At 61.9% G+C, this 21,785-nt stretch carries 22 protein-coding genes; all 22 read left to right on the top strand.

Annotated features, from left to right (window positions below):
* Positions 1 to 2: 2 nt before the first annotated feature.
* The 22 genes from OTER_RS22355 (at position 3) to OTER_RS22450 (ending at position 21,784) form a co-directional block, all read left to right on the top strand.
* Positions 3 to 350, top strand: a complete 348-nt coding sequence (locus OTER_RS22355) for a hypothetical protein (protein WP_012377214.1) — start codon at positions 3 to 5, stop codon at positions 348 to 350.
* 237 nt (positions 351 to 587) lie between these two features.
* Entirely contained in the window at positions 588 to 1,964 is a 1,377-nt protein-coding gene (locus OTER_RS22360) for a TolC family protein (RefSeq protein WP_044891959.1), read from the top strand.
* Between the two features lie 14 nt (positions 1,965 to 1,978).
* Positions 1,979 to 4,030, top strand: a complete 2,052-nt coding sequence (locus OTER_RS24680; RefSeq protein WP_012377216.1) for an efflux RND transporter periplasmic adaptor subunit — start codon at positions 1,979 to 1,981, stop codon at positions 4,028 to 4,030.
* A 74-nt stretch (positions 4,031 to 4,104) separates the two neighbouring features.
* Positions 4,105 to 7,431, top strand: a complete 3,327-nt coding sequence (locus OTER_RS22370) for an efflux RND transporter permease subunit (RefSeq protein ID WP_012377217.1) — start codon at positions 4,105 to 4,107, stop codon at positions 7,429 to 7,431.
* Positions 7,428 to 7,661, top strand: coding sequence for a hypothetical protein (locus OTER_RS22375; RefSeq protein ID WP_012377218.1), 234 nt, complete (start codon positions 7,428 to 7,430; stop codon positions 7,659 to 7,661). Before OTER_RS22370 ends, OTER_RS22375 begins: the two co-directional genes overlap by 4 nt.
* A gap of 234 nt (positions 7,662 to 7,895) precedes the next feature.
* A complete protein-coding gene (locus OTER_RS26355) occupies positions 7,896 to 8,204 on the top strand; it encodes a hypothetical protein (protein WP_012377219.1) in 309 nt (102 codons plus the stop codon).
* Entirely contained in the window at positions 8,201 to 8,656 is a 456-nt protein-coding gene (locus OTER_RS26360) for a periplasmic heavy metal sensor (protein ID WP_158305514.1), read from the top strand. Before OTER_RS26355 ends, OTER_RS26360 begins: the two co-directional genes overlap by 4 nt.
* A gap of 118 nt (positions 8,657 to 8,774) precedes the next feature.
* Positions 8,775 to 9,155 (top strand): hypothetical protein, encoded by a 381-nt coding sequence (locus OTER_RS22390; protein WP_012377221.1) that lies wholly within the window; start codon positions 8,775 to 8,777, stop codon positions 9,153 to 9,155.
* Between the two features lie 213 nt (positions 9,156 to 9,368).
* Positions 9,369 to 9,773 carry a hypothetical protein gene (locus OTER_RS24685; RefSeq protein WP_012377222.1) on the top strand — a complete coding sequence of 135 codons (405 nt, stop codon included), beginning with the start codon at positions 9,369 to 9,371 and terminating at the stop codon, positions 9,771 to 9,773.
* 26 nt (positions 9,774 to 9,799) lie between these two features.
* On the top strand, positions 9,800 to 10,225 hold the full coding sequence (locus OTER_RS26795; RefSeq protein ID WP_012377223.1) for a DUF2231 domain-containing protein: 426 nt from the start codon (positions 9,800 to 9,802) through the stop codon (positions 10,223 to 10,225).
* 564 nt (positions 10,226 to 10,789) lie between these two features.
* Positions 10,790 to 11,152: a hypothetical protein gene (locus OTER_RS22400; protein WP_012377224.1), complete on the top strand. Its 363-nt coding sequence runs from the start codon at positions 10,790 to 10,792 to the stop codon at positions 11,150 to 11,152.
* A 30-nt stretch (positions 11,153 to 11,182) separates the two neighbouring features.
* Positions 11,183 to 11,407: a hypothetical protein gene (locus OTER_RS26015; protein ID WP_012377225.1), complete on the top strand. Its 225-nt coding sequence runs from the start codon at positions 11,183 to 11,185 to the stop codon at positions 11,405 to 11,407.
* 803 nt (positions 11,408 to 12,210) lie between these two features.
* A complete protein-coding gene (locus tag OTER_RS22405) occupies positions 12,211 to 13,506 on the top strand; it encodes a TolC family protein (RefSeq protein ID WP_012377226.1) in 1,296 nt (431 codons plus the stop codon).
* On the top strand, positions 13,503 to 14,222 hold the full coding sequence (locus OTER_RS22410) for an efflux RND transporter periplasmic adaptor subunit (protein WP_012377227.1): 720 nt from the start codon (positions 13,503 to 13,505) through the stop codon (positions 14,220 to 14,222). The genes OTER_RS22405 and OTER_RS22410 overlap by 4 nt, the downstream gene beginning before the upstream one ends.
* 21 nt (positions 14,223 to 14,243) lie before the next feature.
* On the top strand, positions 14,244 to 17,426 hold the full coding sequence (locus OTER_RS22415) for an efflux RND transporter permease subunit (protein ID WP_012377228.1): 3,183 nt from the start codon (positions 14,244 to 14,246) through the stop codon (positions 17,424 to 17,426).
* A 29-nt stretch (positions 17,427 to 17,455) separates the two neighbouring features.
* Positions 17,456 to 17,833 (top strand): hypothetical protein, encoded by a 378-nt coding sequence (locus tag OTER_RS22420; RefSeq protein ID WP_148218215.1) that lies wholly within the window; start codon positions 17,456 to 17,458, stop codon positions 17,831 to 17,833.
* 23 nt (positions 17,834 to 17,856) lie between these two features.
* Positions 17,857 to 18,324, top strand: a complete 468-nt coding sequence (locus OTER_RS22425) for a hypothetical protein (RefSeq protein ID WP_012377230.1) — start codon at positions 17,857 to 17,859, stop codon at positions 18,322 to 18,324.
* 4 nt (positions 18,325 to 18,328) lie between these two features.
* Positions 18,329 to 18,673, top strand: a complete 345-nt coding sequence (locus tag OTER_RS22430; protein WP_012377231.1) for a P-II family nitrogen regulator — start codon at positions 18,329 to 18,331, stop codon at positions 18,671 to 18,673.
* A 306-nt stretch (positions 18,674 to 18,979) separates the two neighbouring features.
* Complete coding sequence (locus OTER_RS22435; RefSeq protein ID WP_012377232.1) at positions 18,980 to 20,359, top strand: TolC family protein; 1,380 nt, start codon at positions 18,980 to 18,982, stop codon at positions 20,357 to 20,359.
* Positions 20,360 to 20,373: 14 nt separating this feature from the next.
* Complete coding sequence (gene rpe, locus OTER_RS22440; RefSeq protein ID WP_012377233.1) at positions 20,374 to 21,066, top strand: ribulose-phosphate 3-epimerase; 693 nt, start codon at positions 20,374 to 20,376, stop codon at positions 21,064 to 21,066.
* A 15-nt stretch (positions 21,067 to 21,081) separates the two neighbouring features.
* Positions 21,082 to 21,339 carry a hypothetical protein gene (locus OTER_RS22445; RefSeq protein ID WP_012377234.1) on the top strand — a complete coding sequence of 86 codons (258 nt, stop codon included), beginning with the start codon at positions 21,082 to 21,084 and terminating at the stop codon, positions 21,337 to 21,339.
* A 22-nt stretch (positions 21,340 to 21,361) separates the two neighbouring features.
* A complete protein-coding gene (locus OTER_RS22450) occupies positions 21,362 to 21,784 on the top strand; it encodes a hypothetical protein (protein WP_012377235.1) in 423 nt (140 codons plus the stop codon).
* The last annotated feature ends 1 nt before the right edge of the window (position 21,785 follow it).

The raw sequence follows: 21,785 nt of genomic DNA on the forward strand, positions 1-21,785 counted from the left end.
CGATGAAAACCATCTTTCGAATTCTCGCATTCGTTCTGCCGCTCTCGGGCATCAGCTCGTTCGGGATGCCATTGCTGCCACACCGCGCAAACGGAGTCGTCACATCGGTCGACACGAAAAGCCTGACGCTCGATCCACTGCCAGAAAGAGAAGATCGGCCAGCAGCCTTCGTGATCGTCGAGGGCCGCACCCGCTTGCGAAAGGACGGAAAGAAAGCGGCGGCGGGAGAACGACCACCCGTCGGCCAGAGCACCCGAATTTATTACAGGAAAGAGCTCGGCCTTTGGGTTGCGATCGAGGTCGCGTGGAGATCGAAGACACCACTCGTCGACGAAATGCAAAGAGGATGAGCGCCCAGCCCGACCGGCGATTGCCCTCACGGCGCAAGATATGCGTCATCGATCGCAAAAACTGCCTGAGGGATTCGGCCCGCTGGGAAGTATAATTCTGCACCAGCACCTTTTCCGCTCCACTTCGTTCTAAACCGCAAAGGCTGTGCGTCGAGGTTAACGTCGTAAAAATCAGCATATCCCGCCACCCTTTCACCAAAGCCCGCGCCGTTTTCGAATCGCGGGTTCGGACAATCCATGAAAATCGCGTTCTCCTCGGTTCCACCTCGCTTCGCCGCCGTCATGTTGCTGAGCGCAATGCTCGGTGGCTGCACTCTCGCTCCATCTGCCGGTGAGAAAGAGGCGCGGACGCGGCTCGCGCAGGCCGGAGACACATTGCGCCCCGCGGCGCAAAGACCACTGTTGCCGGAGCTGCGCTCCGATTCGCCGCTCGCCGAATACGTGCGTTTTGCGGTGCTCAACCACCCGCAGGTCTTGGGTGCCTATCATGACTGGCGAGCCTCAGTCTCACGAATCGCGCCGACCCGCGCGCTACCGGATCCGCAGTTTACGTTCGAGGCAGATGTCACAAGCACGCTGATGACCTTCATGCCAGGCCTCATGTTCGACATCATGACGCCAGGCAAACGCCGTGCGATGGGCCGCGAAATGACCGCCGCAAGCGACGTTGAGTATCGCGCGTTCGTCGCTGTCGCGCTTCGCACCGCAGCCGAAGCGCGCAAGGCGTGGATCGACCTCGCCTACGTCGACGAGGCGATCCGCCTCCGTGAGGCGTCGATCGGTTCGCTCGAACAATCGCTGGAGATCGCAAGCGCCGACTACACGACCGGCCGGGGCATGGGCACGCTGGCGAATCAGGTCAGCATCCAGAACAACACGGCGAAGGTGCGGACCGACCTAGCTACCTTGAGCGACCGCCGAACCGCGGTTCGCGTCCGTTTCAAGTCTGCGCTCGGGCTGACGCCCGCGGACCCGGACCCGGCCTGGCCCCTGGCTGCCCTCGTGCCGTCGGTCGTAGCAGGCGAAGACGAACTCTGGCGCCGGGCCTCTGCGGCCAATCCCGAGCTGGCGCGGATGCGCGCGATGGTCGAGATGGCAATCGCCAGCATTGAGGTTGCCCGCAAGGCGCGCACGCCGGATTTCACGGTTGGCGGAATGGCCGATCTGAAAGCCGACCCATTGATGGTGCGTCCGACCGCTACGGTGACCCTGCCGATTTGGCGCGAAAAGATCGCCGCCAACATCGCCGCCGCTGAGGCGCGGCGCGATGCCAGTGCCGCGCGGGTGACCGCCGAGCTGATCAACTTGTCCGCGGAACTCGCGCAGATGCTCTACATGGTGCGAGAAGCCGACCGGATGATCGCCTACATCGACGAGACGGCGCTGCCGAATTTTGAACAGGCAATCGCGACGATCGAGGCCGGCTACCAGTCCGGCATGACGAGTCCCTCGATGATCCCGGAGACACAGCTCATGGCGCTCGACATGCGCCTGGAACGCGTCGCGGCCATGCGTGAGCGCGAGATTGCCGCAACCGAACTCCTCCTCCTAACCGCCTCCGCTACGCCGGACGAAGTGCCCGTCGTCGCCGAAAGCACCCTTTCCCAACGCTGAACTGCTCCTGATTCATGAAGACTTCCCTCCGTTTCCTCTCCGTCATTTTTCTCGCGCTGGCCTTGGCGGCTGGGCTCGTGGCTGCCGAGCAGCTCTACACCTGCGGCATGCATCCGCAGATCATCAAGAAGGAGCCGGGCAACTGCCCGATCTGCGGCATGAAGCTCACGCCGATCCGCGCGAACACTGCGAAGGCCAGCGGCTCGACCGCGGGCGGCGAGCGCAAGGTCAAATACTACAAATCGACCATGATCCCCGGCGAGGTGAAAACCGCGCCCGGCAAAGATTCCATGGGCATGGACATGGTGCCTGTTTACGAAGGCGAGGACACTTCCGCCGAGAACAACATTCAGATTGATGCCGCGACGACCCAGCGGATGAACCTAAAGACGGCACTCGTCGAACAAGGCCCCGTGCGCCGCGAGTTTCGCACCGTTGGTTTGGTGGCCTACAACGAAGAGGGGCTGCGCGACATCACCACGAAGTATGAGGGGTGGATAGAAAAACTGATGGTCAACACCACATGGACGTTGGTGAAAGCCGGTGACCCGCTCTTTGAAATCTATTCGCCCGACGTCTACAACGCGCAGCTCAATTACGTGCTGGCCCTGCGAGCCGAAAAGGAACAGGCCGGACCGCTGACGCGGGCGGCATTGGCGCGACTGCAGCTTTTCGATGTCTCGCCCGAGTTTATCGCCGAGCTGAAACGCTCCGGTGAGCCGAGTCGCAGGATGGTGTTCCACGCACCTACCGATGGCTGGGTCATCGAGAAGATGGCGGTGGTCGGACAAATGATGAAGCCAGGCGAACGAATTTATCGTCTTGCGGACCTCTCGTCAGTTTGGGTCGAGGCACAGATTTACGAGAAGGATCTGCCCTATCTCAGCAGCGGACAGGACGCGACTGTCCGCTCGAGCTATGGTCCGCAGCGCACGTTCGAAGGCACCGTGCAGTTGCTTCTGCCTCAAGTCGAGGCGCAGACGCGCACCGCGACCGCGCGCATTGTGCTGCCAAACCCGGAAGGCTTTCTGCGCCCGGGTATGTTCGTCGACGTGAACTTCTCTGCCCAACTCGCCGCCAACGCGGTGCTCGTGCCTGATATCGCGGTGCTCCGAAGCGGCGAGCGCAATACCGTTTTCATTGCGCTCGACGGCGGCTTTTTCGAGGCACGCGAAATCAAGCTCGGGGCGCGCAGCAGCGGAAACTTTTATGAGGTCCTCAGCGGCCTGCGTGTTGGCGATCGCGTCGTCACGTCGGGGCAGTTCATGCTCGATTCCGAGAGCCAGCTCCGCGAAGCGATCCAGAAAATGCTAAAATCCGCCGAAGGCGTGCCGACGGCGAACGCCCAAGCGACACCCTCCGCGCCCGCAGCTCACGAACATGCTGCGCCCGCGGCGACGCCCCGTGAAGAGGGAGCGCTCGCGCCCGCTGCTCATGAATCCGAGTCAGCCGTGGCCATGCTGAGGCCGCTGGCCTTTGGTCTGGCCGATGCGGCGGCGGCTCTGGCGATCGACGACCTCGCCGGTTACCAGAAGCAACTGCCGGTGATTCGCGCGGCGCTCACCAACTATTTCAAGGCTGACGCGCACGCCGCGCACGGGCCACTCGGTAAATTCAAGGACGGCTTGTCGGTGTCGACGGACCTTGCCGCTGCGCGCACGGAGTTCGAGCCGTTAAGCACGGCGGTCGCCGACCTCGCGCGCGAGCATCATCTCCATCACACGGAAGGGCTGCACGTGTTCGAGTGCACGATGGCACCGGTGACCGGCACCGCGCGCTGGCTCCAGCGCAAAGCCGGCACCCAGAATCCGTTCTTCGGGACGAAAATGTCCGGCTGCGGCGACGAGATTACGGGCACTGAAGCGACGGGCGGAACCAGCGGCGGCATGGCCATGGCGCTGCCGCCCGGGCATCCGCCGATCGACCAAGTTTCCGTAGCGGCCTATCTCCGGTCGCAAACCACGGGCGCTGCGGTGGCCGCAACTTCGGGCGACGGCAAGTGCGGCAGTTGCGGCATGAGCCAGGCCGAAATGGCGGCCGGCCTTTGCGAGCACGACAAGAAATAGCCACGCATCGTCCCACTACAATTCAGCCTCTCCGGAAAACTTAGGTTTTTGCGGAGCAAAACCTCCCGCCGACCATGCTCAAGGCCATCATCGAATTCTCGCTCAAGAACAAGTTTCTGGTTCTCGCCGCCACCGCGGCTCTGATCCTGGGCGGCATTTACTCGCTGCGGAATATCCCGCTCGATGCCATTCCCGACCTCTCGGACACGCAGGTTATCATTTACACCGAGTGGCCCGGCCAGGCGCCGCAGCTCGTGCAGGATCAAGTCACTTATCCGCTCACGACGAAGATGCTGTCCGTGCCGAAATCGAAAGTCGTGCGGGGCTATTCGTTCTACGGGTTTTCGTTCGTCTACGTCATCTTCGAGGACGGCACTGATCCTTACTGGGCGCGCAGCCGTGTGCTCGAATACCTGAGCGGCTTGCAGGCTAGTCTGCCGAAAAACGTGACACCCACCCTCGGGCCGGACGCCACGGGCGTGGGCTGGGCGTTCATGTATTCGCTCAACTCGACGAAGCACGACTTGGCTGAACTGCGCAGCATGCAGGACTGGTTCCTTCGGTACCAACTTGCCAGCGTGGAAGGGGTGGCAGAAATCGCCTCCGTTGGCGGGTTCGTGAAGCAATATCACATCACGGTCGATCCGCACCGGCTCCACGCCTACAATCTCTCGATCAGCGATGTCGCGATGGCCGTGGAGAAGAGCAATGGCGAGGTCGGGGGCAGGTCCGTGGAAATGGCCGAGAAGGAATTCATCCTGCGCGTTAAAGGCTACGTCACCGACGTGGAGATGCTGAAGAAAGTGGCGGTGGGACGAGGACCCGGCGGCACACCGATCCTTCTCGGAGAGGTGGCAAATGTGCAGCTCGGGCCGGATATGCGCCGTGGCATTGCCGAACTCAACGGCGAAGGCGAGACGGTCGGCGGCGTGGTGGTGGTTCGCTATGGAGTCGACACGCGTCAGGTCATTCAAGCCGTCAAGGCCCGACTCGACCAAGCCATGAAGAGCTTGCCGGAAGGCGTTACCTACTCGATCGCCTATGATCGCACCGCGCTCATCGACCGCGCCGTCAAGACGCTCAAGGAGAAACTAATCGAGGAGAGCATCGTCGTCGCGCTGGTGTGCCTGATCTTCCTCATGCATCTGCGCAGCGCGTTTGTGGCAATCGTGATCCTGCCGATCGCGGTCTTGGCTTCGATTTCTATCATGTATGGCCAAGGGCTCAGTGCGAACATCATGTCGCTTGGAGGTATTGCGATCGCTGTCGGTGCGATGGTCGATGCGGCGATCATCATGATTGAAAACGCGCACAAGCACATCGAGCACGATGGGGGAAAGAAACCGCACTGGGATATAATCCGCGATGCCGCAGTCGAGGTGGGCCCCACGCTGTTCTATTCGCTCCTCGTGATCACGGTTTCCTTCCTGCCAGTGTTTACGTTGCAGGCCCAGGAAGGTCGGATGTTCAAGCCGCTGGCTTTCACGAAAACCTACTCAATGGGGGCGGCTGCGCTCTTATCGATCACGCTCGCTCCGGTGCTCATGGGCTTTTTCATTCGCGGGAAAATTCCGGCCGAGGAAAAGAATCCAGTGAACCGTTTCCTCATCTGGCTTTATCATCCGGTGCTCGATCTGATGATCAAGTTCCGGTGGTGGGTCATCACCATCGCAGCGGTGGTCGTGCTCTGGGTGTTTATGCCGTGGAATGCGATCGTTTCCCGTGTTCTGCCCGATGGCGCGGCCAAAGAAGTCGCGCTGAAAATGGGCAAGGCATTTCCGTATCAGAATCTCGGCTCCGAGTTCATGCCGCCGCTTTATGAAGGCGACCTGCTCTACATGCCGACGACATTTCCCGGAATTTCGCCGACCAAGGCGCGCGAAATAATCCAACAAACCGACCAGATCATAAAGTCGTTCGCCGAGGTGCATCATGTATTCGGCAAGATCGGGCGGGCGGAATCAGCGACCGATCCCGCGCCGATGGACATGATCGAGACGACAATCATGTTGAAACCCGAGGAGGAGTGGCCGGAAGTCGATATCAAGGACATGGACGGGAAGGTCGTCGCCCACCGTCGGCGGACAATCGAGGAACTCACCACCGCATTGAACAATGCCGTGCAGATTCCCGGGCTCACCAACGCGTGGACCATGCCTATCAAAACACGTATCGACATGCTGGCCACGGGGATCAAGACCCCGGTAGGCATCAAGGTGGCTGGACCCGATCTCAAAGAGTTGGAACGAATCGCCAGTCAGATCGAAGGTGTGATTCGTCGAGCGCCTGGCACGAGCAGCGTGTTTGCCGAGCGGGTCATGGGCGGTAACTATGTGGAGTTCGACATCGATCGCGACGCGATTGCCCGCTACGGCCTCACCCTTGGCGAGGTTCAGGAGGTGCTGCAGGTTGCGTTGGGCGGCATGCCGCTAACGACAACGGTCGAAGGGCTCGAACGTTATGGTGTCATTCTGCGCTATGAGCGAGACTATCGTGAGAATCTCGAGGCGTTACGTGAAATCCTCATCCCGGTCAAAGCGGCGGGGACAGGCAGCGCGATGGGAGGTGGCAACGGGAACGGTTCACTCGCCGCCCAAGTTCCACTGAGCCAGTTGGCGCAGGTGCGTGTTGTTGCTGCCCCGATGGGCATCAAGAGCGAAGCCGCGGTGCCGAACGCTTGGATTTACGTCGATGTTCAAGGCGTAGACCTGGGCAACTATGTCCGCGGCGCGCAGCAGACGGTGAACGACGCAATCCAACGAGGTGAAATCAAGATCCCGACCGGCTACAGCATTTTCTGGAGCGGACAATATGAATATATGCAGCGCGCACAACAACGGCTCATGATCGTGGTGCCTCTCACGCTGTTCGTCATCATCTTTATCATCTACCTCAACACGCAGTCGTGGATCAAAACCGGCATCGTGCTGCTCGCCGTGCCGTTCTCCCTTGTAGGCGCGTTCTGGGCGCTTTACCTCCTCGACTACAACATGAGCGTGGCGGTTTGGGTCGGCATTATCGCCCTGGCGGGCCTGGACGCCGAGACGGGCGTGGTGATGCTCCTGTACCTGGATCTGGCATACGATGACTGGAAGAAGAAGGGGAAGATGCTCACAACTTTCGATCTGCGCGACGCAATCTACCATGGGGCGGTGAAACGCGTGCGACCGAAAGCCATGACAGCGGCGGTCATCATCGCGGGTCTGCTGCCGATTCTCTGGAGTCACGGCACCGGCGCCGACACGATGAAGCGGATCGCAGTTCCGATGGTTGGCGGCGTCATCACCTCAACGTTGATGGAACTGCTCGTGTATCCGGCGATCTTCTTCCTCTGGCGCCGTCGCAGCCTGCCGCCGCCGCCAGCAGCGCCCACGGCTCTGCCCGCCGAGGCTCAGACATGAGTTCTTCATCCTCCAACGAGGAAACCTGCATCGTCTGCGCCAAGGCGACAGCCGGCAACAGCGGCACCGCTTATCTCTACCACGAGGGACGCCGCTTCGCGTTATGCTGTCCCATGTGCGTGGAGATGTTTCAGCGTGCTCCCACGCGTTTCGCGGGCGGCGAACGCCGGGAGACGCTCGTCGAGCAACTGCTCGCGGAGATGAAATGGAAAACTCCCGGCCAGTGGTAGCCCCGTCTGCAAAAGCCGTGGCCGCGCTCAGCCGACTTCTTCAGTGCTGGCGGGTTAGTCCGCGAGTGGACGCGGCCCTCGCGAAGAAGGTGTGGAGGCGCATCCGCCAGGTGCCGCGTCGGCGCGGGTTTCCGCTCTGAATCGCACCCTCGCCTCGAATTCTCAGCAATAACCTGAGGGTTTCGAGCCAGCGCGGGGTATAATTGGATGGGAGGCCAGTCATCCCCGATCCCGATGCCCGATCCGCTCAGAACACTGCTCCAGGAGTGGGAAATCAAACCGACCGCCAACGTCGCGTTCGCCGCCCGGGTCTGGCGTCGGATTGCCGAGCGGAGCCATCCCCTTCGTTGGCGGCGCCGCATCTCAGACGTCCTGGGGATGCCGGTACCAGCGGCCACCGTCGTGATGGTTGCTGTTTTGGCGGGCTTTGTTGCCGGAGAAGTCTGGCGCAGGCATCACGCAGCGCAGGAACGCGACGCCGGCCTTGCCGCCTACGTGCTCGCGGTCGATCCGATCGCCCGCACAGCGGCCCTCGAACCGTGAAACTGAAAGCAACACTTGTATTGTTCGCCGCTGTGACGGCTGGCGCCAGCGGGTTCGCATGGCGCGCCATACGTCCCGGCGAAAAACCTGTCGTAGCCGAACGGGAGCTGCAGTGGTTGCAGCGTGAGTTTCGATTGAGTGACGATGCGACCTTGCGCATCGCGGCCCTGCACCGTCGCTACACGACTGACTGCGAGTCGCAGTGGCTCACGCTTCAGGCGAGTCAGGCCGAATTAGCTCGTTTGATGCAAAGCGGCCGGGGCATGACCCCCGAGCTGGCGGCGGCGTTGGATCGGTCCAGCGCGATGGTTGCCGAATGTCAACGCCGGATGGCCCAACACTTCCTGGAAGTGGCGGCAATAATGCCCCCGGGAACAAGTGAGCGCTACATCGCGGTGATGACGCCCGTGGCCACGCATCCTGAACAGGGATGGCGAAACGCCATGCATTGACCAACTCACCAAACCGTTCAGTGAACTTCATGATTCCAGTAACGGCGAGATTCAACCGGCAGCACGAGATGGTGCACGCCTCCACGGTTCGGCCGAATCCTCGAAAAGAAAGAAACCGATGAAAACAAAATCCATTCGTTTGATTCTGATGGCCCTGGCATTCGGCGCGGTCGCGTCGAATGCTCTTGCTGGGCCTGGTCCGCAATACTGGCAGTCGCTTCGCAGGTCGAGCGAGTTCAAGAAATTGAAGGCCAAAGACAAAGTCATCTACGTCTGCAATCAGTGCCAGACGGTTTCCGAGATGAGCATTGACGGTCCCGAGGGTGCCATGGCGCTGTGCAAGGAAGGCTCCAGGGTCTCGTGCCCGATGTGTAAAAAAGAGACCAAGGTCGTGATGAAGCGTCAGCGAAACGACCCACCGACTCACACGGAAGTGACATACGTGAACGAAAAAGGCGAGGAGTGTGCTTTCGTCGCGAAGACGCCCAATGGCAAGTGACCCTGCCGCTGGCTTGCGCCGGACGATGCCTGTCGCATAACGCGGTCAACCGCGACTGCATCTCCGGGCCCTCGGCAACCGGGCGCCAAAGAACCGGTCCGCCGGAGGAATCGCTCGACCCAGACTGACGGCGGTCCGCACTCCGGTGCGATGAATAGTCTGAGGGGAAGGCAGGGCCAAGCACGTATCAGAAGCGAACACTCATTCTTCCTTATGAAAACACTGAGAAATGTCCTCACCCTAATGACGATTGCTGCTGCGATTAGTTTCCCAAGCGTTGCGTTTTCGCATGAGGGCCACAAAAAAGGCGATCTGACGACCAAAGAAACCAGCACAGGCGAACTGGTTCCCGCAGCCTCCGTCAACGCCGATTGGCTTGCGAAAGCGAAAGCGGAGTACCCCGTCGAGAGCTGCATCGTTTCCGGCGACAAGCTTGAGGGTGGCGACATGGGGCCGCCTCAAGACTTCGTGTATCGGGTGAACGGAAAACCGGATCAGTTGGTCAGGTTTTGCTGCAAAGATTGCGTGAAGGATTTTCGGAAAGACCCGGAAAAATATCTGCGGCAACTACGGCGCTCAGGCGAGTCTGGCGCACAGTCGCACGGAACACACCACTGAGCCGGGCGAGTGCCGCGAAAGGGGCCATGGCTCCACTCGAATTTCTAGGGCGACTGCATCCAATCGTCCTGCATGTGCCGTTGACGCTACTTGTGCTGGGCGGTTTGGTCGAAGGCGCCCGACGCGTTCGCGATACACCGTTTCGAAAGGCAACGTCGCACTGGCTGTTCGGTTGGGGCGCTGCTTTCGCGGTCGTGGCCGCGGCGACAGGCTGGCTACTCGCCGCTAACGAATCCGTGCGATCTGACCAGCGCGGCACGTTGGAGTGGCATCGCTGGTTAGGAGTCGCTGCCGTTGTCGGAGCGATTCTGGTATGGCTCACCAACCGATGGGAGACGAGGTCGCCTAGACTGTATCGGTTGCGACTTCCCCTGGCGGTGTTTACCGCTGGCGCCGTGATCGCGACCGGGCATTTTGGCGGAGCGCTGATCTGGGGACACGATTGGTTCTGAGGAGACGGTCGAGCTGGCGACATGTGAAGGAACCGATGCGGCGAGGTTCGGGAGCCACCGGCAGGGTCGCCGCCAAGACAAGAAATGCACGGCTTGCGACGATAGATGCGCAGTGTCTGCCGAGGGGCGACGGCACCCTTGAGCGTATTGGTGTGTGAACAATCAACCTCAACCACCAATCGGACCATGAAAGCTTTTCGGGCCATGATCGCCGCAACGATTCTCGCGGGAAGCGCTCTTGTTTCGGCCTGTTCTGTCGGCCCAGTGGGGCGAGACCACTTGCAGCGCGAAGCGCCGCACGGGAGTGCCGCAGCGCCGGACAAATGCGGTGGGTGCACGACGGCGCGGATCTGGGCGGCCGGAGATCGCGGTGCATCGGGCAAAGGCACTGCCGGCGCGCGAATCGTCGGGTCCAGGCACTCGTGTGCCCGCTGTCCAGGTTCGATTACCACCAAGCGAGGCAGCGTGACCGGCGAGATGACGCACGATACCGCTTGTAACGCGATGCTCTGCTGCGGCTGATCAGCAGCTCTTTTTCCCGATCAATCCGGAAGAACTATTGTTATGAAAACTCAACGAAACCCCATCATCCTGGCTGCCCTGATCTTGGGCGCCATCACTGCGCCCTCCGTCGTCTTCGCAGTCACCAATACGGCTCGCGACGGCTCGGCTGCGCAAGCGCCGGCCTGCACTGATGCACGGCTTGTCACGGTTACCAAAACCAAGCCGGCCTGGCACAACGGACGCGGTCCTCTCACCACCGTCGCACTCGGCCAGAAGCTTGAATGCACATCGTGCGACAAGCCGATGGTCGCAATGAAACCTTCCGGCCACAATGCGCGCGGTGCGATGGCCCCGGTTGAAATCAGGGGCAAGCACGACTGCACGAAGGGCGGCTGCGGCACCGCGGTTGCGAGCAAGAACTGAGTTCACAGCACTTGTTCAAGGCAGACCGACATGGCTGATCAGCCAGAGGCCACCGAAACCTGCGCCGTCTGTGGCAATGTCGCCACGGGCGGTCGGAGGTTTTCGCGGCTGTATCACCAAGGGAAGGCATTCCCGCTTTGCTGCCCGATGTGCATCGATGTCTTCCAGCGTGCGCCGGACCGTTTTGCTCGCGGCGAACATCCACAGACCATCACCGCGGAGCTGATCGAACAGCTGAAGTGGCAAAGTGACTGACCGCGGCTGTTGACGAGATGGTGTGGGCCCGGCCCCCTTTCCCTGTCCTACCCTCGAATCACGGTAGCCTCAGGGTCCGGGGTGAACGTTTGACGTGCAACGGCCAGCAACGCCACGAGACCTGCCTCGCTCTCTGGCACATGGAGGGTGTTTAGGCGCCCGATCTTGCGACAGCCCTCACCGGGTCGAGGCCAGCCCGGTTATCACATCGAAATGGATCGGGCGGTCATCATCGTTGCGCTATGGCGCTCGCGCGCTTGACATCGAGGGGCACTGCGCCTCGTTTGCCGCGCGTGCGTCGTCTCCGTCATCGCCTCGCTGCGGTCTTCCTGGTGGCCTTCTGGCTGCTGGCGACGCAGCACTGTGGGCTAGAAGCGGCGGGCGTTTTTGAGGCACACGCGGTTGCGGCCAGCGGTTGTTGCACCAACGACGGTGCGCACTGTTCCCACGATGGCTGCCAGATCGTGGAGGGCCGCAGCTTAAACACAGTTGGCGTCGTCAATGCGCCGCAGCCCCAACTGACGCTTTGCACCTGTTTGATTTGTTTGACGGTGCCGACGCCGGAGCCAGAACGAATTCTTCGCGTTGGCATGGATGATGTTGGGCGACCGTTGCATTGGGTCGCTTCGTGGAAGTTTGTGCAGCGCGTCGTGCCTTCGCCGCGCGCTCCTTCGTTGGTTTGAGCCTGAACGGTCCCTGCGCGGACTGACAGGCCTTTCGATCCCGCGCTGACGCCGACGCGCGTCACGCTGTGCCGGGCAACGCCATGCCCCGATTCCCACGTTCTCCTATTCGTATTTCCAATGAAGCATTCTTCCCATCCACCGTTATCGTTTTCACTCAGCGTGTTCCTGCTCGGCACCACGCCCCTATTCGCGCAGAATTCGCCGCCAGAGCCGGCGCCGGTGCCGCTCCCGACGCTGGTCGCCGAGATCGCCGCCAACAACCCCGAACTGAAATTCTATGAAGCCGAGATTTCCGGAGCGAAAGCCGGCATCCGCGGAGCTGCCTCGCTCAATGATCCCGAAGTCTCTCTCGATCTTGGCCGCAAACGAGTCAAAGACCCGACCGGCACTCTCGCCGGTGAGGGCACGGCATGGTCGGTTTCAGTCACTCAGACGTTCGAATGGCCGGGTCGGCTCGCCCTGCGGAAGGCGATTGCGAACCGCAACGTGGAACTCGCCGAACTGGGCTACGCTCGTTTCCAGAATGCGCTCGCCGCCCGCGCCCGGACGCTTGCCTATAGCCTGCACGTAGCCAACGCCGAAGCGGCGGCGATCCGGGAGGTCGCAGACCGATTTGCCGCGCTGAAGGAAACGTTTCTCGCGCGCGATTCGGCCGGCATCACGCCGTTGCTCGAAACGCGCGTCATCGAGGCGGGTGAACTCGCGCTTCAGCGCCGCGCGACCGAGGCGGAGCTCGCTTTGCAGGCCGCATTGATCGAATTGAACCAGCTTCGCGGCGCCGCGCCCGGCGCGCCGCTGCGCGTGTCGGCCCCGGCGCTCACGTTCAACAATCCTCCGGCCACGGAGGCGCTGCTGGCTGCGGCGCGAGAGAACAATTTCGAATTCAAGATCAAGCGGGTCGAACTGGAGCAACAGGGCTATCAGGTGCGTCTCGCCCGCAACGAGCGCTACCCCGCAATCAGCGTGAGTCCGTTTTACTCGCAGGAAAAGGCCGGCGATCGCGAGACCGTGGTCGGACTCGGACTCAGCGTGCCGCTGCCGATTACGAGTCGGTCGCGCAGTGCGGTTGATGTCGCCGAGTCGCGTCGTCGCCAGGCGGAGACCGCAGCGCTCATTGCGCAGCGCGAACTCGAACGCGAGGTGCTGACGGCCGCGAACGTCTTCACCACGAAGCTCGCGGAGTCGCGCCGTTGGGCGCCCGATTCCGTGAAGAAATTCCGCGAGGCCGCCGAGCTGGCGGACCGCCACTATCGCCTCGGCGCGGTGCCGATCGCGACTTATGTCGAACTGCAAAATAGCTATCTGGACGCCGTGGAGGCACTGCTGGACACGCAGCGCGAAGCGCTCGAAGCAGGACTGAAATTGCAGCAGCTCACGGGCGTGGACTTCAACCCCGTGGAGATCACGCCATGAGCCGAGTGCGATTTTTTCTGCTCGTTGCCTCTGCGTGCGTCGCGCTGGGTGTGACGGGCTGCGGCGAAAAGAAGGCGCCGAGCGCTCATGGCAACGACGAGAAGGAAGCGGAGGGTCATGCTCACGGCGAAGCCGAAAGCGAAGCCGGAGCTTCCTTCAAGGACGGCCAAGGATTGAGCCTTGCTCCCGCCACGCGAGAGGCGATTGGCGTCAAGACCGCGGAGGTCGAGGAGCGGAAACTCGCGCGCGCGTTCACCGTAACCGCCACGGTTTTCGATGCCGGGCCGCCGGCCCGCGCGCTCACGCTGGTTCCCCCTGAGCTGGCGGACGAACTCGAACGATTGCAGCCGAGCGAGGCGAAAGTCCTATCGGTTCGCCGCGACATCTCGACCGCGTTGACTCAAATCGAAGTCGTTCTCGCGCTGCCCGGCTCACCCAAAGTGGGCACCACGCGGGAAGTCGCGTTTCGGGGTGCGGAGCGCACGATTGCAGCTGTGCCGCGCTCAGCCCTTTTGCGCAGCGCCACCGGCACCTTCGTCTACGTCGTCAACGGCGCCCATCTCTTGCGCACCGCCGTGAAGACCGGTGCGAGTGACGACAACTTCATCGAAATCACCGACGGACTCTACAGCGGCGACATGATCGCCGTATCGGCCGTCGAGGAACTCTGGCTTACCGAGCTACGCCTCACCAAGGGCGGCGGGCATAGCCACTAATCCCCAGCTTATATCGTTCCCATGATCGACAGAATTTTGGAATTTTCCCTCCGTCAGCGCACCTTCGTAGTGCTCGGAGCGATCGCGCTCCTGGGCGCCGGCATTTGGGCGGCTACACGCCTGCCCATCGATGCGGTGCCCGACATCACCAACGTGCAGGTGCAAATCAACACCGAGGTGAAAGGCCTCGCGCCAGAGGAAATCGAGAAGCTCGTCACATTTCCCATCGAGATGGAGATGAGCGGCATTCAAGGCATGACCGAGCTGCGTTCGCTCTCCAAGACCGGCCTTTCGCAAGTGACGCTGATCTTCGACGAGAACGCCGACATCTATCGCGCGCGGCAGTTGGTGAGCGAACGTCTGCAGAACGCCGTCGACGACCTCCCAAAAAATATTTCACCCAAGCTCGCGCCGATCACCACCGGACTGAGCGACATTTTCTATTACGTGGTCGACTACACCGACGACGCGAAGAACAAGGCCGCGACGCGCGCCGAGCAGCTCATGGAACTCGAGTTGATCCACGATTTCGTGGTGAAGCCACAGCTCCGCACGGTTCCGGGTGTCGCGGAGATCAACGCGTCGGGTGGCTACGAGAAACAAATCGTGGTGCAGCCGAAGCCGGATGCCTTGCTGGCGGCCGGCGTGACTCTCACGGATCTCGCCGAGATCATCGGCGAGAATGTCGAGAACGCCGGCGGCGGCTCGGTGCAGATTGGCGGAGAGCAAATCTCGATCCGCACCGAAGGCCGCGTGCAAAACTCCGAGGAAATCGCGAACTTGCCGGTGAAGTTTCGCGGCTCATTGGCCACACCGCTCCTCGTCAGTGATGTGGCGGAAGTCGGCATCGGCAGCAGCGTCCGAACCGGCACGGCGACCCACAACGGCCGCGAGGCGCTCCTTGGCGCCGCGCTGATGCTCGCCGGTGAAAACAGCCGGATTGTAGCGAAACGAGTCGCGGACAAGCTCGTGGAAATCGGCCCCAAGCTGCCGCCCGGGGTCGAGATCACGACGGTTTACGATCGCACCGATGTCGTCGAACGCACGATCGGGACGGTGGAGAAGAACCTTTTCGAGGGCGCGATCTTCGTCGTGGTGGTGCTGCTTGCACTCCTCGGAAACTGGCGGGCGGCAATCATTGTGTCGCTCGCGATCCCGCTCTCGTTCCTATTCGCCATCACTGGAATGGTGCGCTTCGGCGTCTCGGGCAACCTGATGAGCCTCGGTGCCGTGGATTTCGGGCTGATCATCGATGGCGCTGTCGTGATGGTCGAAAACATCGTGCGGCGGCTCGCAGTGCGACAGCATGAGGTGCATCGCGTGCTTACCCGCGACGAGCGGATGCACACGGTGCTGGCTGCGGCCAAGGAGGTCGGCCGACCGACCTTCTTCGGCGTGCTTATCATCACGATCGTCTATGTGCCCATCCTTTCGCTGACGGGCATCGAAGGAAAGACGTTCAAGCCGATGGCATTCACGGTCATTTTCGCGCTGGTCGGGGCGCTCATCCTGGCGCTCACGCTGATGCCGGTTCTCTGCTCCTTCCTCCTGCGCGGGAAAATCGCGGAGAAGGACAATCTGGTGATCCGCTTCGCGAAACGAATTTACGAGCCGACGCTGCGCGCGGCGCTGCGGCTGCGGTGGGTGCTCGTGGCGGGGGCAATCGGGCTCTTTGCCCTTTCCATGGTGGTGTTCAATCGGCTGGGCGCGGAATTCGTGCCTCAGCTCGATGAAGGCTCGTTTGCAACGTTCATGATCCGAACAAACAGCATCGGATTGGATGCGTCCCTGGCAATGCAGCAGCGGGGCGAGCGTCTGTTGCGCGAGAAATTCCCGCAGGTCACACACACCTTCTCGCGCATCGGAACAGCGGAAATCGCCACCGATCCGATGGGCGTAAACGTCGCCGACACCTACATCTTCTACAAGCCGCTCGACGAGTGGCCACAGGATGAACACGGCCACACGCCGACAAAAGACGAGGTGGCCGACCAGATGGCGGCCGTCCTGGCCGCGAATCTCCCGGGCGAATCGCACCTCTTTTCGCAGCCGATTGAGATGCGCTTCAACGAAATCCTCGAAGGCACGCGCGCGGACATTGCGGTGAAGGTTTACGGTGAAGACTTCGGGCAGATCGAGCGGATCGCCACGGAGGTGCGCGAGATCTTGGAAAGCGTGCCCGGAGCGGCGGACGTGGAATTCGATGCGCTGGGTAAAGCGCCGATGCTTGAAATCAAGCTCAAGCGCGACGCGATGACGCGTTTCAATATTCATGCCGCCGAAGTAAACGCCGCAGTTTCTACTGCACTGGCCGGCGAGGAGGCCGGGGTGGTCATCGATGGCAATCGTCGTTACCCGATCGTTGTCCGGCTACCGGAGAACCTGCGTGTGGCACTCGATGAACTGAAGCACTTGCCGCTGCGGTCAGCGCACGCGGAAGGCGTGATCACGCTTGGTCAGGTGGCTGACTTTGTCGTTAACGAAAAGGTCAATGCCATCGCCCGCGAGTTCGGCCAACGACGGGCCGCGATCATGGTGAACCTTCGCGGCCGAGATGTGGAGAGTTTCGTTCGCGAAGCCCAGGAACGCATCAACGGGACGGTCAAGCTGCCGCCCGGCTACTCCATCGATTTCGGTGGTCAGTTCAAAAATCTCCAGGAAGCGCGCGCCCGGCTGGCCATCATCGTGCCGGTCGCGCTGGGCGTGATCTTCCTCCTGATCTTCTTCGCCTTTGGCAGCCTTCGCCAATCGCTGATCGTCTACACGGGTATACCTCTCGCCGTGACCGGAGGAGTCTTCGCGTTATGGCTGCGCGGACTGCCGTTCTCCATTTCCGCCGGCATTGGCTTCATCGCGCTGTCCGGGGTCGCCGTGCTCAACGGCGTGATGATGGTGAGCTACTTCAACGAGCTGCGCGAGCAGGGCCGCAACGTGCGTGACGCGGTCCTCGAAGGCGCGCTCACCCGCTTGCGCCCCGTGCTCATGACGGCGCTCGTGGCGAGCCTGGGTTTCCTGCCGATGGCAATCGCCACCGGACCCGGGGCCGAGGTGCAGCGTCCGCTCGCGACCGTCGTGATCGGCGGGATCATCAGCGCGACGTTTCTTACGCTCCTGCTGCTGCCGGCGCTTTACGAGCGATTCGAGCGCGACCGGACGGACAGCGCACCGCCGCCGGCTTCAAAGTCCTCCGGAGGACATGTATGAGATCACTGTGTCTTGTTCTTGTCGTCAGCGTGGCCGGCCTTGCCGGCTGCGTCTCGGCGCCGCTGCCGTCGGAATCTGCGGCCGTGACGCTCGAACGCACGGCGTCGCAATCGGTGGCGGTCTATCCACCCAAACTCGTCGTGAAGGACGGGCGCCTGTTGTTGGACGGTTGGGTTTACCGGCAGTATGGCGCTTTGACCACGACGGAGACTCACATCGATGTCGACTTCCTCGACGCCACTGGTCGCGTGCTGCGCAACGAGGTGACACATTTCGTGCCGCGCGACCTTCACCGAGGCAGCCACAAGATGGCCCACCGTGGGCATTATAGGTTGCCGATATCCGCGATGCCCGCAGGCACCGCGACAATCCACGTGCGCGCTCATGACGGGGACCATCAGTCCTGAACAAGACAGAACAACCATTGCCCATGAAAACTACTCGCACCATTACCACTGCACTTATCGCGCTCGCGGTCTCGGCCGCTGCGCTCGTTGCCAAGCCGATCCCCGGCCCGAAGGGCGGTCGGATCCTAACCACCGACGCGCCCCACGCGGAGTTCTTCGTTGAGGAAGATCGAAGCGTAGTGGTGTCGTTCTATGACAAGGATCTGAAGCCCCTGCCGCTTTCCGGTCAGGTCGTCTCCACGACGGCCGAAGCCAAGTCCGGCAAGGTGAAGCTCGACTTCGTCGAAAAGAACGGCGCCCTCGTCTCGACGGCTCCGTTACCCAAAGGCGACGACTACAACGTCGTGGTGCAAGTTCGCGATAACGCGAACGCGCGCCCAAAGAACTACCGCGTGCTCTTCCACGAAGAAGTCTGCGACGAGTGCAAACGGGCCGAGTATGCCTGCGTCTGTGATGACGCCGGCAAGGAACACGATCACGACAAGGAGTGAAGCTATGAAGACGATAATCTCCTTCATTCGTCCCTCCAAGGAAGAGGCCGTTCGCGATGCCTTGCACAACGTGCCCGATTTGACCGGCGCATCGTTTAGCGACGTGCGTGGATTCGGCCGTGGGGGACGCCACGGCCATTCCCCCGACGAGGAAGCAGAAGCCCTGCTCGGGACTGCGCGCAAGGTGCGTGTCGAGGTAATGGTGCCTGACGATCGCGTTGAGGCGTTGACGAGGGCTATCGCCGCCGCGGCACAGACTGGTAACCGTGGCGACGGCAAGGTGTATGTCATGCCGCTCGAATCCGCCGTGCGAGTGAGCAGCGGCGAAACCGGGAATGCAGCCGTGTAGCTCCCGACGCGCGGCGTGACGCCGCGATGGGAGAAGAAACCCCGTGAAAACAGCGACCCCCAACTGCGTAATGGTGCTGCCTTGCCGGATGCATGTCCGTGCCGGGGGCTGCGGTTTTGTTGCTGCCCGTGATTTCAGTCCTCGACGGCTGCCGCGAATGCCGCGACCGCCGAAACCATACGCGTGCCCGCGGACGTCGATGCCGGGAATCCTCCCCGGCACAGCGACAATCCAAGTCCGGGGCCACGATGGCCCACATGACCCGGTTCGAGTCTCCGGCTCGGTAGTCAGCAGCAACCCACTGCCATGAAATCTTCGCACTCAATACCGCTCGTAGGCTACCTGCTTTGCTGTTTCGCTGCGACCGCGGCACCCGATTCTAGACCGCCCGTTCCTAATCGGTTCGATTTGAACACGGCGATTGCGTTCGCACTCGAAAACAACTTCGCCATCCGGCGGGCGCGAGAGAGAATCCGTGAGCAGGAAGGCATCGTGACCACAGTGACTGCGGCGGCGCTGCCGAACGTCTCCGCCGCAGGCAGCTACCAGCACAGTGGTGTGCAGAGCGTTGCAACGGGGTCCTCGGGCGTGCCGCTTTTCATCGCTAAAGGCCCCTCCTGGCGGATGTCATTGACGGCAAGCCAGACGGTGTTTGCGGGTGGCGGCGTCCGCGCCTCGATCCGCGGAGCCGAAATGGAGCGCGAAGCGGCGACTCTCGATCTTCAGGCCGTGGTCAACGAGGCACTGCTGGACGTCCGCACCCGCTTTTACGATGTCCTCCTCGCCCGCGAGCAGATCAAGGTGCAGGAGCAGAATCTTGAGTTGCTCCAAAGCCAATTGAGTTATGCAACGCAGCGCGCGCAAGCGGGAACGATTTCGGCTTTCGAACGGCTCCGCGCGGAAGTCGCGGTCGCCAATGCGAAGCCGCCTCTGATCCGTTCGCGGAACAATCTGCGGATCGCGATCGAGGAATTGCGCCAGGCGATCGGCTTCAGGGCGGAAAAGTTGGGGACAGGAGGCGAGGTGCCCGAATTTATGGGAACGCTTTCCTTCGAGCCGGTGAGCTTCGAACTAGCCGCCGCCATGGCCGCCGCCCAAGCGGACCGGCCTGATTTGCGGCGACTGGAAAAACTCGCTGCAGCGCAGCGGGAAGGGATCACGGTCGCGCGTTCCCGCTACTATCCGAGCCTTGCGCTGGGCGCCGGCGGCGACTTGCGGAAGGGACCGACGACCAGTTTTGGGGATTCGATCAAGGGCCTGCGAGGGTTCGCCCAGTCTCGCTTGGAAGTGAATCCGCGTGCGACGTCTGGTGCCATCATGCAGGCCGGCTCCCAAGCGGAACAGGCGGGTTTGACAGAGAGCGAAGCGAGGCTCGCCGCCGAGGTCGAAGTGCGGCGGGCATTTTTCGCCATCGAGCGGGCGTCGGAGCTTGTCGGGGCGATGCAGAAGACCGTCGGGCAGGCTGAGGAAGCCGTGCGGCTGGCGACCATGCGTTTCGAGGCAGGTGTCGCAACCCAGCTCGATGTGCTGGTCGCGCAATTGGAGCTCACCACCGCGCGCACGAGCCAGCTCCAGGCATTCCACGGTCACAACGTCGCAGTCGCACAATTGCGGAAGGCAATCGGCGTCTCGGAAGTCGACTATGCCAACGCCGCTGCGCCCGCCCAAACCACCCGCGCTCCTTGACTCAATCCTCCGCCATGCTCGAACGCCTCGTCGCCCCGTCGCTGCTCGCCGCGGACTTTTCGCGGCTGCGGGAAGAGGTGCAGCGCGTCGAGCAGAGCGGCGCCGACTGGCTGCATCTCGACATCATGGACGGCCATTTTGTCCCGAACATTTCGTTCGGTCCCGCGGTGGTAAAAGCAGTCCGTGCGCACACGCGTCTGCCCTTCGATGTTCAACTGATGATCGGGAATCCCGCGGAGTATATTGGTGCATTCGTGCAAGCGGGGGCAGACCGTATCACGGTCCATGTCGAAACCGACGGCGGTTCGGACCGGGTGCGCCAGCTGCTGCGCGAGATCAGAGAGCGCGGCTGCAAAGCCGGACTCGCGCTCAACCCCGAAACGCCTTTGGAGCAGGTCGAGCCGTTTCTCGCCGAGATCGATCTACTCCTGGTCATGACGGTGCATCCCGGTTTTGGCGGACAGTCCTTCATTCCCGAGACCGTCGAGAAGATGGAAGCCGCCTATGTCCGTCGGGCGGCGTGTGGTCTCCGGTTTCGCATCGAGATCGATGGTGGCATAACACCCGAAACCGCCGCGGCCGGGTTGCTGGCCGGGGCCGACGTGCTGGTTGCCGGCACCTGGCTGTTCCAGTCGCGGGACATGGCCGTCGCGATTCGTGAGCTGCGCGATCTCGCCGGTCGAGAGGCAGCGACGGTGAAAGGATGAGGAGCTACCGTCATCGTGCGCCGGAAACCCACCAACGTTTCGAGAGAGGCGCGGCTGCGCCGCCCGCCGAAACCGGTATTCGCACTGACCGGCATCGCAATCGGCGCGTTTGTCGGCGAGGCGGTTGCAGTGCTTATCGAAGTCGCCATCGCGCATCCGAGCCGGTGGATCATGCTCGCCGGCGGAGTAGCAGGCGGGCTGCTCGGATTGTTGGCAGAGACCGGGCGATATTGCTGGCGAAAGCACAAATACCGCACCGCCGAAAAAACGTAACGACTGTGTCCACAAATTCATCATGAGTCCCCAAACTAGTGCGCGAGTGTTTTTCTGTGGCGGCGCGTTGCTGCTGGCTGGTTGCGCGGCGCTCCCGACGCAGTTTGGCGGAACGTGGCCGCTGCCGGTGGAGCGCCGGTCCTCGGCGGCGATCGATCTCGCCCGGCCGATCGTCAAACCGGCAGGCGGCGGATACCAGATCGAGGGCTATTTGACCCGCCAGTTTGGTGAAGCGACGATGGCGCATAGCCACGTGGACGTGCAGTTCCTCGGCGCAGACGGAAGCGTATTGCGGGAGGACTTGGTAAACTTCGAGCCTCGTGAACTGCCAGCACCCGCACGGTTGCGGGCTCCGAGCGCGCGTTACCAATTGCAGGTGCCGGCAGCACCTCCCGGCACGGCGAAGCTCCGGGTCGCGGCGCACGATCAGCCGCACACACGGTGAT

The organism is Opitutus terrae PB90-1, from assembly GCF_000019965.1.
GTDB classification, from domain to species: Bacteria; Verrucomicrobiota; Verrucomicrobiia; order Opitutales; family Opitutaceae; genus Opitutus; species Opitutus terrae.